Genomic DNA, 14,789 nt, shown 5'->3' with positions numbered 1-14,789 from the left:
GCGCCCTGACTGTGTTCGGGCACCTGGCCAGTGGCCCCCTGGCAGCCGACGCCACCACCCCGACGAACTACGAGGACCTCTCGTTCTTCGGCCGGGACCCCTGGTGGCTGATCCTGCTGAAGGTCGTCGCGGTCTTCGCCTTCCTGGTCGTCGTGGTCCTGATGGCGATCCTGTTCGAGCGCAAGATCGTCGGCTACATGCAGCAGCGCATCGGGCCCAACCGCACCGGCCCCTGGGGCATGCTCCAGTCGCTGGCCGACGGCGTGAAGCTGATGCTCAAGGAAGACATCATCCCCACCGCGGCGGACAAGATCGTCTTCATCCTGGCCCCGCTGATCTCGACCATCCCGGCGTTCCTGGCGATCGCGGTGGTGCCCTTCGGGCCGGCGGACAACCAGGTGTCGATCTTCGGGCACCGCACCCCGCTGCAGCTGACCGACCTGCCGGTGGCCCTGCTGTACGTGCTGGCCGCCACCTCGATCGGGATCTACGGCATCGTGCTGGCCGGCTGGGCCTCCGGCTCGACCTACCCGCTGCTGGGCGGCCTGCGCTCCACGGCGCAGATGATCTCCTACGAGATCGCGATGTCGCTGTCCTTCGTGGCGGTGTTCATCTACGCCGGCACGATGAGCACCTCGGGCATCGTGGCCAGCCAGCACAGCTGGTGGAACTGCCTGCCGCTGCTGCCCTCCTTCGTCATCTACGTGGTGTCGATGGTCGGCGAGACCAACCGCGCGCCCTTCGACCTCCCCGAGGCCGAGGGCGAGCTGGTCGGCGGCTTCCACACCGAGTACTCCTCGATCAAGTTCGCGCTGTTCTTCCTGGCCGAGTACGTCAACATGGTCACCGTCTCCTCGCTGGCCGTGCTGATGTTCCTCGGCGGCTGGCACGCCCCCTGGGGCGTGGTCTCGGTCTGGCACGGCGCGAACAGCGGCTGGTGGCCGATCATGTGGTACGTCGGCAAGCTGGTCCTGTTCATGCTGTTCTTCTTCTGGCTGCGGGCCACGCTGCCCCGCCTGCGCTACGACCAGTTCATGAAGCTGGGCTGGAAGGTGCTGATCCCGTCCTCGCTGGTGTGGCTGCTGGCGGTGGCCGTGGTGCGGACCCTGAAGAACCAGGGCGACCTGAACAGCGCGCACGCGGTCTACATCCTCGGTCCGGTGATCGCCGTGCTGGTGATCGCCTGGATCGTCAGCGAACTGCGCTACCGGCAGACCAGCGCCCAGGAGAAGGCCGAGGAGGCCGCCGCGGCGGCCAAGCCGTTCGACCCCATGGACGGCGGGTTCCCGGTGCCGCCGATGCCCGGCCAGACGATGCCGGCGTTCACGCCGCGCCGTCCCCGGGCCGCCCTGGTGGGCGCCGTGGTGGAGGCCACCGAACTCGAAGCAGGAGACTCCGATGTCTGACGAGCAGAACCCTTACTCCGGTAAGGAGAAGCCGAAGAACCCGCTCGCCGGGGTCGCGGGGTTCGGCGTCACCTTCTCGACGATGTTCAAGAAGCGGACGACCGAGCAGTACCCCGAGGAGCCCAAGCAGACCGCGCTGCGGTTCCACGGCCGGCACCAGCTCAACCGGCACCCGGACGGGCTGGAGAAGTGCGTCGGCTGCGAGCTGTGCGCCTGGGCCTGCCCGGCGGACGCCATCTACGTGGAGGGCGCGGACAACACCGACGACGAGCGCTACTCCCCCGGGGAGCGCTACGGCCGCGTCTACCAGATCAACTACCTGCGCTGCATCCTGTGCGGGCTGTGCATCGAGGCGTGCCCGACCCGGGCGCTGACCATGACCAACGAGTTCGAGCTCGCGGACAGCTCGCGGGCCAGCCTCATCTACACCAAGGACGAGCTGCTGGCCGGGCTGACCGAGGGCATGGTCGAATCGCCGCACTCGATCTTTCCGGGCATGACCGCCCAGGACTACTACGAGGGCAAGGTCACCGCGGCCGCGCCGGGCACCGTCCCGCAGCCGCGCAGCTCGGCCAAGCCCGACCCGGACGGGGAGGACGCGTGATGAGCCTTCCGCTCGCTGTCGCCGATCAGGGTGTCACCCTGGCCGCCGGGCTGAGCAAGACCTCCGACGGCGAGGCCTTCCAGTTCTACGTCCTCGGCGCGATCGCCGTGCTCGGGGCGCTGGGGACGGTCTTCTCCAAGAAGGCCGTGCACTCGGCGCTCTCGCTGGCCACGACCATGATCTGCCTCGCGGTGTTCTACCTGGCGCAGGGGGCCTACTTCCTCGGCGTGGTGCAGATCGTCGTCTACACCGGCGCGATCATGATGCTGTTCCTGTTCGTGCTGATGCTGGTCGGCGTCTCCAGCGCCGACTCTTTGGTGGAGACCATCAAGGGCCAGCGCAAGCTGGCGGTGCTGGCCGCGGTCGCGTTCGCGGTCCTGGTCATGGTGACCCTGGGCCACGCGCGGCTGGGGACCTTCGTCGGCGCCGGGCAGGCCAACGCCGGCGGCGGCAACGTCAAGAACCTGGCGGACCTGATCTTCAGCAAGTACTTCTGGGCCTTCGAGGTCACCTCGGCGCTGCTGATCACCGCCGCGGTCGGCGCGATGGTGATGACGCACCGGGAGCGCCTGGTGGCCAAGAAGTCGCAGAAGGAACTGGTCGAGGAGCGCGTGCGCACCGGCAAGCGGATGACGCCGCTGCCGACGCCGGGCGTCTACGCGCGGCACAACGCGGTGGACGTCCCCGCGCTGCTGCCCGACGGCTCGGTCGCCGAGGACTCGGTGAACGCCACGCTGGTGGCCCGCACCCCGGTGCGCGACGCGGTCGGCCTGACCGCTGTCACCCGGGAGAACATGTCCCTGCCGCGGCAGGGCGAGGCGCCGGAGCTCGAAAACGCGTCGTCCTCGAATGGTGCCCCTTCGAACGGAGCCGCCGAATGAACCCGGCCAACTACCTGTTCCTGTCGGCGCTCCTGTTCACGGTCGGCGCCTTCGGGGTGCTGATCCGCCGGAACGCCATCGTGGTCTTCATGTGCGTGGAGCTCATGCTCAACGCCGTGAACCTGTCACTGGTGACCTTCTCCCGCATGCACGGCGACCTCACCGGTCAGGTCATCGCCTTCTTCACGATGGTGGTGGCGGCCGCTGAGGTCGTGGTCGGGCTGGCCATCATCGTGTCCGTGTTCCGTACCCGCCGCTCGGCCTCGGTCGACGACGCGAACCTGCTGAAGTACTGAGAGGCGGGCCGAGTAAGCAATGGAAAGTCTCATCTGGCTTGTCCCCGGACTGCCGCTCTTCGGCGCGGCGATCCTGCTCCTCGGGGGCAAGCGCACCAACGCCTGGGGGCACCTGCTCGGGTGCCTCACGGCGCTGGGCAGCTTCGCCCTCGCGGCCGGGCTGTTCTTCACGATGCTCGGCAAGCACGGCGCCGCGCGCACGATGCACCAGCACCTGTACACCTGGATCCCGGTGCCCGGCACCGGCCAGAACCCGTTCCAGGCCGACGTGGCCTTCCAGCTCGACCAGCTCTCGATGGTCTTCATCCTGCTGATCACGGGTGTCGGATCGCTGATCCACATCTACTCGGTCGGCTACATGAGCCACGACCCCGAGCGCCGGAAGTTCTTCAGCTACCTGAACCTCTTCCTGGCCGCGATGCTGATCCTGGTGCTGGCCGACAACTACCTGCTGCTGTACGTCGGCTGGGAGGGCGTCGGTCTGGCCTCGTACCTGCTGATCGGGTTCTGGCAGTACAAGCCGAGCGCGGCGGCCGCGGCGAAGAAGGCGTTCGTCGTCAACCGCGTCGGCGACGTCGGGCTGTCGATCGCGATCATGCTGATGTTCGTCACCTTCGGGACGTTCAACTTCTCCAACCCCGGCGGGTCCGGCCAGTCGCCGGCCAACCAGATCGGCGTCTTCGGTCTGGCCCCGCAGGCCTCGCACGGCACGCTGACCGCGATCGGCATCATGCTCCTGCTGGCCGCTTGCGGTAAGTCGGCGCAGTTCCCGCTCCAGACCTGGCTCGGTGACGCGATGGAGGGCCCGACCCCGGTCAGCGCCCTGATCCACGCCGCGACCATGGTGACCGCCGGCGTCTACCTGATCGTCCGCTCGCACGCGATCTTCGACCTGTCGCCGACCGCGCGCCTGCTGGTGACCATCGTCGGCGCGATCACGCTGCTGTTCGGCGCGATCGTCGGTTGCGCCAAGGACGACATCAAGAAGAGCCTGGCCGGCTCGACGATGTCGCAGATCGGCTACATGATCCTGGCCGCGGGCCTGGGCCCGCTCGGCTACGCGTTCGCGATCATGCACCTGGTCACCCACGGCTTCTTCAAGGCCGGGCTGTTCCTGGGCGCCGGGTCGGTCATGCACGGCATGGACGACGAGGTGAACATGCGCCGCTACGGCGCCCTGCGCAAGTACATGCCGATCACCTTCGGCACGTTCTTCCTGGGCTACCTCGCGATCATCGGCTGCCCGCCGTTCTCCGGGTACTACTCCAAGGACCACATCATCGAGGCCGCGTTCAGCAAGGGCGGCACCTCGGGCTGGATCCTGGGCGGCTGTGCCCTGCTCGGCGCGCTGATCACCGCGTTCTACATGACCCGCATGGTGATCATGACGTTCTTCGGCGAGAAGCGCTGGGAGCAGAACGCTGAGGGTCACGAGCCGCACCCGCACGAGTCGCCGTTCAGCATGGCGCTGCCGATGCTGCTGCTGGCGGTCGGTTCGGTCGCCGCGGGCTTCCTGTTCAACCTGAACAACGCCTTCGTCGACTGGCTGGAGCCGGTGACCGGGCCGCGGCCGGAGGGCAAGCTGCCCGGCGGTCTGAGCTCGGCGGAGCTGTCGATCATCATCCTGGTGGCGGTGGCCATCGGCGTCACGATCGCGATCGTCCAGTACGGGACGCGCAAGGTGCCCTCCGTCGCCCCGCGCGGCAGCTTCATCACCGTGGCGGCCCGCAAGGACCTGTACGGCGACGCCTTCAACGAGGCGGCGCTGATGCGGCCCGGCCAGTACCTGACCCGCACCCTGGTCTACACCGACAACCGCGGCGTGGACGGGGCGATCAACGGTCTGGCCGCGCTGGTCGGCGGGACGTCCGGGCGGCTGCGACGGCTCCAGACCGGATACGTCCGCTCCTACGCCCTGTCCATGTTCGGAGGAGCGGCCGCCCTGGTCGCCGCGATCCTCTTCGCGAAGCTCTAAAGGGAGAGATGGAGATGAGCAGCTTTCCCTGGTTGACCACGCTGGGCGTCGTCCCGCTGGTCGGATCGGCCGCGGTCGCCGTGGTCGCGAAGGAGAAGAGCGAGGCCGCCAAGAAGATCGCGCTGTCCTTCAGCGTGGCCACGCTCGGCATCGGCATCGCGATGGCGACCCAGTTCAAGAAGGGTGGCGCCCGGTTCCAGTTCACCGAGAGCCACCAGTGGATCAAGGCTTTCAACATCAACTACGGGCTCGGGGTCGACGGCATCGCGCTGGTGCTGATCCTGATGACCCTGGTGCTGATGCCGGTGGTGATCCTGGCCGGCTGGCACGACGCCGACGAGGCGCAGGCCGACGGCCGCCGCTCGGTGCGCGCCTACTTCTCGCTGTACCTGCTGCTGGAGACCATGATGATCGGGGTCTTCGCGGCCACCGATCTGTTCCTGTTCTACGTGTTCTTCGAAGCCATGCTGATCCCGATGTACTTCCTCATCGGCGGCTTCGGCGGACCGCAGCGGTCCTACGCGGCGGTGAAGTTCCTGCTGTACTCGCTGTTCGGCGGCCTGTTCATGCTGGCCGCGCTGATCGGCCTGTACGTGGCCTCGGGCAAGCACCTGGGCACCGGTACCTTCGACTTCCAGACGCTGGCCAACGCGGTGAGCTCCGGCCAGCTGGGCATCAGCCCGGGACTGGGCAAGGCGCTGTTCCTCGGGTTCTTCGTGGCCTTCGCCGTGAAGGCGCCGCTGTTCCCCTTCCACACCTGGCTGCCGGACGCAGCCGCCGAGGCCACGCCCGGCTCGGCGGTGCTGCTGGTCGGCGTGTTGGACAAGGTCGGCACCTTCGGGATGCTCCGGTACTGCCTGGAGCTGTTCCCGGGGGCGTCGAAGTTCTTCACGCCGCTGGTGATCGGGATGGCCATCGTCGGCACCATGTACGGTGCGCTGCTGGCCATCGGCCAGACCGACATCAAGCGCCTGATCGCCTACACCTCGATCTCGCACTTCGGGCTGATCACCCTCGGGGTGTTCGCGATGACCTCGACCGGCCAGAGCGGCGCCTCGCTGTACATGGTGAACCACGGCCTGTCGACCGGCGCGCTGTTCATCGTCGCCGGCTTCCTGATCTCCCGTCGCGGATCGCAGCTGATCGACGACTACGGAGGGGTGAACAAGGTCGCGCCGAAGCTGGCCGGCGTGTTCCTGATCGCCGGGCTGTCCTCGCTGGCGCTGCCGGGCCTGTCCTCCTTCGTCTCGGAGTTCCTGGTCCTGGTCGGCACCTTCGAGCGCTACAAGGCGGTGGCGATCGTGGCCACCGCGGCGATCATCCTGGCCGCGCTGTACGTGCTCTGGCTCTACCAGCGGACCATGACCGGCCCGCTGAAGGCGGGGCTGGAGGGCATGAAGGACCTGCGGGCGCGTGAGGTGGTCGCCGTGGCGCCGCTGATCGCGCTGATCATCGGCCTGGGCTTCTACCCCAAGCCGGTGCTCGACATCGTGAACCCCTCCGTCAACACCACTCTGCAGCACGTTCACCAGCAGGACCCGGCTCCGGCCGTGAACGCGGTGCAGACTTCGGAGAAGGTGGACTCCAAGTGAGCGCTCTGACGACTCTCCTCGCCGCCGCGCCGGGCGCTCCGTCCACACCCGGCGGCCTGACCTCCACGGCGGCGAACACCTTCACGGCGCCGCAGGTGGAGTACCGGGCGCTGATGCCGATGCTGGTGGTGTTCGGCGCCGCCACGGTCGGCATCCTCATCGAGGCCTTCCTGCCGCGCACGCGGCGCTACTGGGCCCAGGTCGCGGTGTCGCTGGCCGGGGTCCTGGTGGCCCTGGGCTTCGTGATCGCCAACCACGGCATGGCCCAGACCACCGCCGCGGACGCGGTGTCGGTGGACGGCGTGACGCTGTTCCTGCAGGGCACCATCCTGGCGCTGGCCCTGCTGGCGCTGCTGCTGGTGGCCGAACGCGGCACCGCGGTGGTCGACCTGGACGCGTTCACCGCGCAGGGCGCCACCACGCCGGGCTCCGGCAGCGAGCGGGCCGCGGACACCGCGGGCCTGCGGACCACCGAGGTCTTCCCGCTGATGCTGTTCTCGGTCGGCGGCATGCTGCTGTTCCCGGCCGCGAACGACCTGCTGACCTCCTTCGTGGCGCTGGAGGTGCTGTCGCTGCCGCTGTACCTGCTGTGCGGGCTGGCGCGCCGGCGCCGCCTGCTGTCGCAGGAGGCGGCGATGAAGTACTTCCTGCTCGGGGCGTTCTCCTCGGCGTTCTTCCTGTACGGCATCGCGATGCTGTACGGCTACGCCGGCTCGGTGCGGCTGTCGGACATCGCGACCGCGATCTCCTCGGCCCCGCACTCGGACGTGCTGGTGCTGGTGGGGATCGCGCTGCTGGCGGTCGGACTGCTGTTCAAGATCGGCGCGGTGCCGTTCCACTCCTGGACCCCGGACGTGTACCAGGGCGCGCCGACCCCGATCACCGGGTTCATGGCCGCCGCCACCAAGGTGGCCGCGTTCGGAGCCCTGCTGCGCATCGTCTACGTGGCGCTGCCCGGCCTGCGCTGGGACTGGCGCCCGGTGCTGTGGGGCGTGGCGGTCCTGACCATGCTGGCCGGCGCGGTGCTGGCGATCACGCAGCGCGACATCAAGCGGATGCTGGCGTACTCGGCGATCCTCAACGCCGGGTACATCCTGCTCGGCGTGATCTCCACGACGACCAAGGGCGTCAGCGCGACGCTGTTCTACCTGGCGGCGTACGGGTTCGCCACGATCGGCGCGTTCGCCGTGGTGACGCTGGTGCGCGAGTCGGTGCGCGGCGGCTCGGAGTCCGGGGACGGCGGCGAGGACGGCTCGGTGACGGTCGGCGGCGAGGCCACCGACCTGTCGTCCTGGGCGGGCCTGGGGCGCCGCTCGCCGTTGCTGGCGGCCTGTTTCACGGTGTTCCTGCTGGCCTTCGCGGGCATCCCGCTGACCTCCGGCTTCACCGGGAAGTTCGCGCTGTTCACGGCGGCGATCGACGGCGGCGCCTGGCCGCTGGTGATCGTCGGTGTGATCGCCTCGGCCGCGGCGGCGTTCTTCTACGTCCGGGTCATCGTGCTGATGTACTTCAGCGAGCCGCTCCGGGACGAGGTCTCCGGGCCGGTCGTGGTGGTGCCCTCGCCGATGACCACGATCGCGCTCACCGTCACGGTGGTGCTCACGATCGCCCTCGGTGTCATCCCGCAGATGGCGCTGGACCTCGCGGACAAGGCGGCGTACTTCGTCCAATAGCTCCGCCACGCAGCGCTACGCCCCGGACCGCCTCGGTGGTCCGGGGCTCTTTTCTGCCCGCTGGAACGTTGACCGGCCGGGGCGCCTCTTCCTTGAAAGTGCTGCCGGATAACCTAGGAGCGAACATGTGAAGCACCTGTGACGAATGAGCGCGACCCCGACCGACCGCCCGCCACCGCCCCGACCTGGAAGGCCGCCGCAGTGAGTACTCCCGGCACGCTGACCCCGCCGCTTCTACAGACGTCGCAGGGCTGGGGTCCGTTCGCGATCGCCATGCAGCAGGACGAGGCCCTGTCCGTGGCCCTGAAGGACGGCCTGCTGCGGGTGGAGGAGGTGCTGCTGAACTACACCCGCAGCGACCACGCCTACATCAGCGAGATCACCTCGCACCTGGCCCAGGCCGGCGGCAAGCGCACCCGGCCGCTGCTGGTGCTGCTGGCCGCGCAGTTCGGCGACCCGGCCCTGGCCGGCGTCGTGGAGTCCGCGGTGGTGGTGGAGCTGACGCACCTCGCCACGCTCTACCACGACGACGTCATGGACGAGGCGGCGCTGCGCCGCGGCGTGGCCTCGGCGAACCAGCGCTGGGACAACTCGCTGGCCATCCTGTCCGGCGACTTCCTGTTCGCCCGCGCCTCCTCGCTGCTGTCCGAGCTGGGCCCGGACGCCGTGCGGATCCAGGCCGAGACCTTCGAGCGCCTGGTGAGCGGCCAGATCTCGGAGTCGGTGGGCCCGAAGAACGGCCAGAACCCGGTGGACCACCACCTGGAGGTCCTGGCCGGCAAGACCGGCTCGCTGATCGCCACCGCCGCCCGCTTCGGCGCGATCTTCGCCGGCTGCACCGCCGAGCAGGAACAGATACTGGCGGAGTTCGGCGAACGGTTCGGGGTGGCCTTCCAGCTCTCCGACGACCTGCTGGACATCGCCTCGGAGTCCGAGCAGTCCGGCAAGACGCCGGGCACGGACCTGCGCGAGGGCGTGCACACCCTGCCGATGCTGATCGCGCTGGCGATGGACGGCTCGGCCGACCGCGAGACCGCGCGCCTGCAGGAACTCCTGCGCACCGACCTGTCCGCCGACGACGCGTCCTTCGACGAGGCGCTGGCGCTGCTGCGCGCGCACCCGAGCATGGAGCAGGCGCGGGACGTGGTGCGCGGCTACGCGGAGAAGGCGAAGGCGGTGCTGGAGCCGCTGCCGGAGATGCCGGCCAAGGAAGCGATGAAGGCGCTGTGCGACGTGGTGATCTCCCGGACGACGTGACGTCGGGATCTTGACGAAAGCGCGCCGACGACCTCAGGTCGTCGGCGCGCTTTGTCTTCGTGCCTGGTCTTCGCGCTTTCAGATCTTCAGACCAAAGCGTCGACGAACCCGATGACCGCCGCGTCGAACGCTTCGGGGTCCTCCAGGTTCGGGTAGTGCGCGGTGTCGGCGATCGTGATCTTCCGGGCGTCGGCCACGCTGTCGGCGAGCCGCTCGGCGTTGTGCCGGTGGTCGTCGGAGTCGGCGCCCCCGATCACCGCCATGACCGGGACGGTCAGCCGCGCGGCCCGGGCCCAGGTGTCCTCGGCGTGGCTGGACCAGTCCTTGGCGTCGGTGTGCTTCGCCCAGGTCTTGGTCGTCATCTCGTCGATCAGCGCGGGGATCGCGGGGTCCAGGTCGGACAGCTCGCGGTGCGGGCCGGCAGTGAACTTGTTCCAGATCTTCAAAGCGCCCGGGACGTCGCCGGCGAACAACGGCGGCCAGACCTGCGCCAGGGTCTGGCCGGTCCAGTCGTCCACGAATTCTGGCTCGCTGGTGCCCGCGCCGCTGACCACCAGGGCGCGGACCAGGTCGGGGTGCTCCAGTGCGGTGTCGGTGGCGGTCGCGGCGCCCATCGAGACGCCGACCAGGACCGCGGGACCGGCGTCCAGGTGGCGGATCAGGGCCGCGACGTCGTCGGTGTGCCGGAACGGGGCGGTGGCCACGGAGCTGTCGCCGTGGCCGCGGGCGTCCGGGGCGACGACGCGGTGGTCCGTCGAAAGGGTCTTCAGCTGCGGGGTCCACATGCGGTGGTCGAGGAAGCCGCCGTGGAGCAGGACGAGGAGGGGGCCGGTGCCCCGGTCCGCGTAGGCCAGCCGGCCGCCGTCGGGGAGGGTCGCGTACTGGATCTCGTTCATGACACCTAAGGTGCCATTCTCGCGGCGAGTTGGCAACCAAGGTGTCATACTGCGGGGGTGACGGATGAACCGCTTCCCCCGGAGGAGCTCGCCGTGCGGCTGGCCGAGGTCTACCTCCTGGTCGGGCCGCTGTACCGGCGGGTGCTACGCAAGGTGGAGCTCGACGAGATGGAGGGCGTCGGCGTCGGCGTGCGCGCGGTGCTGGACATGCTGCGCCTCAACGGGCCGATGACGGTGCCGCAGATGGGCCGCGCGCAGGCCCTGAGCCGGCAGTTCGTGCAGCGCATGGTGAACGACGCCGCGGAGCGCGGGCTGGTCGAGGCGGTCCCGAACCCGGCGCACCGCCGGTCCTGGCTGATCCGGCTCACCGAGGCCGGCCGCGCGGCGATCGAGCTGGTGACCGCGCGCGAGCACGGGCTGCTCGGCCAGGTCGGCGGCGGGCTGACTCAGGCCGACGTGGACGCCTGCGTCAAGGTGCTGTCGAGCATGCTGGGCGCGGTCTCGGACGTCGAGGTGGACTGAGCAGGAGCCGGAACGGCAGCAGGAACAGCAGCAGCAGGCCGCCTGCGGGCCCCGCGCAGCGCGTCGACCGTCAGCAGCACCAGCGCGAGCCAGACGATCAGGAACCCGGCCAGCCGCGCCGGCGGCACCGACTCGTGCTGCACCAGCACCCCGCACAGGAACTGCAGGATCGGCGCCAGGAACTGCAGCAGCCCGACCACCGACAGCGGGAGCCGGTTGGCCGCGGCCCCGAAGCAGATCAGCGGCACCACCGTCACCGGCCCGGCGAGCACCAGCAGCGCGGTGTTCCCGGCCCCGTGGTGCGCGAAGTCGAGCGTCCCGTGCGTCCCGAGCCACGCCAGGTACCCGACGGCGGGCAGGAACTGCAGCGTGGACTCCACCGCCATCGCCTCGGCCGCCGGCACCGCCGCGAGCTTCTTCAGCAGCCCGTACGTCCCGAAGCTCCCGGCCAGCACCAGCGCGATCCACGGCGCCTTGCCGTACCCGACGGCCAGCACCAGCACGGCCACCGCTCCGACCCCCACCGCGGCCCACTGCAGCCGCCGCAGCCGCTCCCGCAGCAGGAAGACCCCGAACAGCACGGTCACCAGCGGATTGATGAAGTATCCGAACGCGGTGTCGACGGTGTGCCCGTGGTTGACGGACCAGATGTACACGAACCAGTTGACGGAGATGGCGGCCGCGGCCGCGGCGAGCAGCGCGACCTTGCGGGGCGTCCGCAGCAACTCGCGCACCCACCCCCACCGCGCCCCGCCGCCCGGCACCCGCCGCACAGCCAGCAGCACCAGCACGGCCAGCAGCGACCACGCCATCCGGTGCGCGAGGATCTCCCCGGCGCCCGCGGGCTCCAGCAGCGGCCAGTAGAGCGGGAAGAGCCCCCAGGCTCCGTACGCCGCGACCCCGAACCCCACCCCGAGCCGCCGCTCAGCGGCGCTCCCGCTCTCTCCCATGAGGGACAGGATAGGGCGGTGAGCTGGTTCTGTCACAGGTGGATCGCGGGTTGGACTGTTACAGGCGCACCGCCCGGCCGACCGGGCGCTACTCGTCGTCCCCGTGCTCGCGCGGCAGCAGCTTGTACGTCGGGTTCGCCATCGCCAGGTGCCCCTCCATCTCGCCGACCATGCCCTCCACGCGCATGATCGCGCCCGGCTCGATGCCCGGGATCGAGCGCCGGCCGTAGAACACCAGCGTGATGCCGCCGGAGGCGTCGTAGAGCTCGGCTTCCAGGGCCGGGGAGCCCTTCACCGGGGACACCGCGACCGAGCGGATGCGGCCCTCGACCGCGGCGCGCTGGCGCCACTGGACCGAGGAGATCGGGCTGACCGGGACCGGGACGCCGTGGCCGGGGTCGGGGATGTCCGTGCATTCGGCGTCCAGGAGCATCTTCTTGGTGGAGCGGGGCTTGCCGGCCGCGGCGTCGCCCTCCCTGGCCTTGGGCTTGTGGCCCTTCTCGGCCTGCTCCAGCTCCTCGATCGCCTCGACCACGTCGAAGGGCACGATGGTGGCCACCACGTGCGGCAGCGTCGACAGGACCTCGGCCAGGCGGTCGGCGGTGCGGTCGTGCAGGAGGCGGCCGACGATCGGGGAGTACGTGCGGCGCGGGAGCAGGACTGTCACCTCGTAGCCCTCCGCGGTCTCGCGGGCGGCCAGCTCCATCGCCGCGCGGCGGATGCGGCGGTCGGGCACCTCGATGACCTCCAGCGGGATGTCCGCGGCCTGGGAGGCGTCCCACTGGTTGCGCAGCTGCTCGGCGTACAGGTTGTCGACCATCAGGTGGACGGCGCGGACCTCGGTCGGGCGCAGGGAGCGGGCGTAGCGCAGCGTCTTGATGACCGCCAGGTCCACCGAGTCGACCAGGACCATGACCGAGGTCTGGGTGCGGGTCGGCAGCTCCGCCGAGGCCGGCGCCTTGGCCAGCGCCTCGGCCTCGCGGCGGTAGCGCTTGTTCAGCTGGATCAGGCCGAAGACGGCCGGCGGGAAGACGATCACGACCATCCACGCGCCCTCGGTGAACTTCACCGTCGCGAAGATCACCACGACCGCGAACGACATCACGCAGGCCGAGCCGGCCACGAACAGCTTCCACCAGCGGTGCGGCTCGTTGCGGGTCCAGTGGTACTTGAACAGACCCGCCGAGGCCATCACGAAGCCGGTGAACACCCCGATCGCGTACAGCGCGACCAGCGAGGTCAGGTTGCCGCCGGTGCCGATGAGCAGGGCCAGCGACAGGATCGTGAGCACCACGATGCCGTTGGAGAACGCCAGGCGGTGTCCGCGCACGAGGAACTGCCGGGGCAGGAAGTTGTCCTCGGCGACGAACGAGGTCAGGAACGGGAAGCCGTTGAACGAGGTGTTGCCGCCGGTGTACAGGATCAGCGCGGTGGCCAGCTGCACCAGGGTCAGCATCACGAACCCGAAGCCGTGGCCGCCCCAGGTGATCTTGGTGATCTGGGCCAGCACCGTCGGGTTGCCGCTGCTGTACGGGTTGGTCTTCAGCTGCCAGGCCAGGATCGAGATGCCCAGCACCAGCGAGCCCAGCGCGGTGGACATCCAGATCATCGTCTTGGCGGCGTTGCGGCCGGCCGGCTTCTTGAACACCGACACGCCGTTGGAGATGGCCTCCAGGCCGGTCAGCGAGGAGCCGCCGTTCGCGAAGCCCTTCAGGATCCACAGGACCGCGGTGACCTGGAGCAGGGTCCCGGTGTAGCTGCCCAGCGGCAGCGCGCCGCCGGCCTGGTCGTGCAGGCTGGGCGCCTGCGGCAGCCCGGTGGTGGCCAGCCGGACCAGGCCCACCAGGACGGTGACGCCGGCCGCCGCGATGTAGAAGTACGCCGGCACCGCGAACGAGCGGCCGGCCTCGCGGATGCCGCGCAGGTTGCCGAAGCACAGCAGGATGATCACGAAGACCGAGACGTAGATCTTCCAGCTGTCGATGTTGACGTGGAAGGTGAAGGTCATCCAGGACGCGATGGCGTCCGTGCCGGCCGCGATCTGCACCGCCACCGTCACGATGTAGTCGATGAGCAGGGCGACCGCGGCGATCTGGGCGACCTTCTGCCCGAAGTTCTCCCGGGCCACCACGTAGGCCCCGCCGGCCTTGGTGTAGTGCCGGACCACGTCCCGGTAGCACAGCGTCAGCAGGAGCAGCAGGCCCAGGATCACCCCGGTGACCGGCATGACCAGGATGAAGCCCACGGTGCCGAAGTAGGGCACGAGCTGGGTCAGCATCTGCTCGGTGCCGTACGCCGAGGAGGACACGCAGTCCGGCGCCAGCACCCCGAGCGCCACCGGGTTCGACAGCTTCTCGCCGTGCAGCTGGTCGTTGACCAGCGGGGTGCCCAGCAGCCGCTTCTTGACCCGGTAGCCCAGGCTCTCCGGGAGGTTGACGTCCGGGGCCAGGGCCCCGGGCGTGGCGACCGGTACCGTCACCGCCCCCGAACGAGCCTTCTTGGGCTCGGCCGTGCTGGTACTGCTCATCGCGTGCTGCCTCATTTCGGCGGGATCCAAAGGTCCAACATGGTCCCTATGCCCATGCCGAAGGTCTGTCCTATCACCTCCGAGATCGGATCATCCAACTTGAGGGCGTTTGCATTTCGTTTGCACCAGCGCGAACGCCCCTGCCCGGGCGCGGGAGGGGCGTTCACGATCATGAGCTGTACGTGTGCGACCAGGACTGTCTCACCGCGG

At 69.5% G+C, this 14,789-nt stretch carries 12 protein-coding genes; 9 read left to right on the top strand and 3 right to left on the bottom strand.

Annotated elements, in window-relative coordinates:
- Positions 1–5: 5 nt before the first annotated feature.
- From nuoH to ABH926_RS00390, 8 genes are all read left to right on the top strand, one after another.
- Entirely contained in the window at positions 6–1,406 is a 1,401-nt protein-coding gene (gene nuoH / locus ABH926_RS00425) for an NADH-quinone oxidoreductase subunit NuoH (RefSeq protein ID WP_370363800.1), read from the top strand.
- On the top strand, positions 1,399–2,010 hold the full coding sequence (gene nuoI / locus ABH926_RS00420; RefSeq protein ID WP_370363194.1) for an NADH-quinone oxidoreductase subunit NuoI: 612 nt from the start codon (positions 1,399–1,401) through the stop codon (positions 2,008–2,010). Before nuoH ends, nuoI begins: the two co-directional genes overlap by 8 nt.
- Positions 2,010–2,891: an NADH-quinone oxidoreductase subunit J gene (locus ABH926_RS00415; protein ID WP_370363193.1), complete on the top strand. Its 882-nt coding sequence runs from the start codon at positions 2,010–2,012 to the stop codon at positions 2,889–2,891. Before nuoI ends, ABH926_RS00415 begins: the two co-directional genes overlap by 1 nt.
- Positions 2,888–3,187 (top strand): NADH-quinone oxidoreductase subunit NuoK, encoded by a 300-nt coding sequence (nuoK, locus tag ABH926_RS00410; RefSeq protein WP_370363192.1) that lies wholly within the window; start codon positions 2,888–2,890, stop codon positions 3,185–3,187. The genes ABH926_RS00415 and nuoK overlap by 4 nt, the downstream gene beginning before the upstream one ends.
- Positions 3,188–3,206: 19 nt before the next feature.
- Positions 3,207–5,162 carry an NADH-quinone oxidoreductase subunit L gene (gene nuoL, locus ABH926_RS00405; RefSeq protein WP_370363191.1) on the top strand — a complete coding sequence of 652 codons (1,956 nt, stop codon included), beginning with the start codon at positions 3,207–3,209 and terminating at the stop codon, positions 5,160–5,162.
- Between the two features lie 14 nt (positions 5,163–5,176).
- Positions 5,177–6,754: an NADH-quinone oxidoreductase subunit M gene (locus ABH926_RS00400; RefSeq protein ID WP_370338356.1), complete on the top strand. Its 1,578-nt coding sequence runs from the start codon at positions 5,177–5,179 to the stop codon at positions 6,752–6,754.
- On the top strand, positions 6,751–8,427 hold the full coding sequence (nuoN, locus tag ABH926_RS00395; protein ID WP_370363190.1) for an NADH-quinone oxidoreductase subunit NuoN: 1,677 nt from the start codon (positions 6,751–6,753) through the stop codon (positions 8,425–8,427). Before ABH926_RS00400 ends, nuoN begins: the two co-directional genes overlap by 4 nt.
- A gap of 273 nt (positions 8,428–8,700) precedes the next feature.
- Positions 8,701–9,684 carry a polyprenyl synthetase family protein gene (locus tag ABH926_RS00390; RefSeq protein WP_370363799.1) on the top strand — a complete coding sequence of 328 codons (984 nt, stop codon included), beginning with the start codon at positions 8,701–8,703 and terminating at the stop codon, positions 9,682–9,684.
- 86 nt (positions 9,685–9,770) lie between these two features.
- On the opposite strand, the gene ABH926_RS00385 is transcribed toward ABH926_RS00390, so the two are convergent.
- Complete coding sequence (locus tag ABH926_RS00385; protein WP_370363189.1) at positions 9,771–10,580, bottom strand: alpha/beta fold hydrolase; 810 nt, start codon at positions 10,578–10,580, stop codon at positions 9,771–9,773.
- 57 nt (positions 10,581–10,637) lie between these two features.
- On the opposite strand from ABH926_RS00385, the gene ABH926_RS00380 reads away from it, so the two are divergent.
- A complete protein-coding gene (locus tag ABH926_RS00380; RefSeq protein WP_370363188.1) occupies positions 10,638–11,102 on the top strand; it encodes a MarR family winged helix-turn-helix transcriptional regulator in 465 nt (154 codons plus the stop codon).
- Here ABH926_RS00380 and rarD read toward each other — a convergent pair.
- Positions 11,027–12,052, bottom strand: coding sequence for an EamA family transporter RarD (gene rarD, locus ABH926_RS00375; RefSeq protein WP_370363187.1), 1,026 nt, complete (start codon positions 12,050–12,052; stop codon positions 11,027–11,029). The two genes, ABH926_RS00380 and rarD, sit on opposite strands and share 76 nt — an antisense overlap.
- 88 nt (positions 12,053–12,140) lie before the next feature.
- On the bottom strand, positions 12,141–14,579 hold the full coding sequence (locus ABH926_RS00370) for an amino acid permease (RefSeq protein ID WP_370363186.1): 2,439 nt from the start codon (positions 14,577–14,579) through the stop codon (positions 12,141–12,143).
- Positions 14,580–14,789: the final 210 nt, after the last annotated feature.

Source organism: Catenulispora sp. GP43, from assembly GCF_041260665.1.
Lineage (GTDB): Bacteria > Actinomycetota > Actinomycetes > Streptomycetales > Catenulisporaceae > Catenulispora.
Note: the sequence above shows the minus strand (reverse complement) of the source record. Positions and strands in the feature narration are given on the sequence as shown.

Coding starts and splice junctions, on each gene's coding strand:
- ABH926_RS00415 (WP_370363193.1), top strand. CDS start 2,010: ATGAGCCTTCCGCTCGCTGTCGCCGATCAGGGTGTCACCCTGGCCGCC.
- ABH926_RS00400 (WP_370338356.1), top strand. CDS start 5,177: ATGAGCAGCTTTCCCTGGTTGACCACGCTGGGCGTCGTCCCGCTGGTC.
- ABH926_RS00370 (WP_370363186.1), bottom strand. CDS start 14,579: ATGAGCAGTACCAGCACGGCCGAGCCCAAGAAGGCTCGTTCGGGGGCG.
- nuoI (WP_370363194.1), top strand. CDS start 1,399: ATGTCTGACGAGCAGAACCCTTACTCCGGTAAGGAGAAGCCGAAGAAC.
- ABH926_RS00385 (WP_370363189.1), bottom strand. CDS start 10,580: ATGAACGAGATCCAGTACGCGACCCTCCCCGACGGCGGCCGGCTGGCC.
- nuoK (WP_370363192.1), top strand. CDS start 2,888: ATGAACCCGGCCAACTACCTGTTCCTGTCGGCGCTCCTGTTCACGGTC.
- ABH926_RS00390 (WP_370363799.1), top strand. CDS start 8,701: ATGCAGCAGGACGAGGCCCTGTCCGTGGCCCTGAAGGACGGCCTGCTG.
- rarD (WP_370363187.1), bottom strand. CDS start 12,052: ATGGGAGAGAGCGGGAGCGCCGCTGAGCGGCGGCTCGGGGTGGGGTTC.
- nuoL (WP_370363191.1), top strand. CDS start 3,207: ATGGAAAGTCTCATCTGGCTTGTCCCCGGACTGCCGCTCTTCGGCGCG.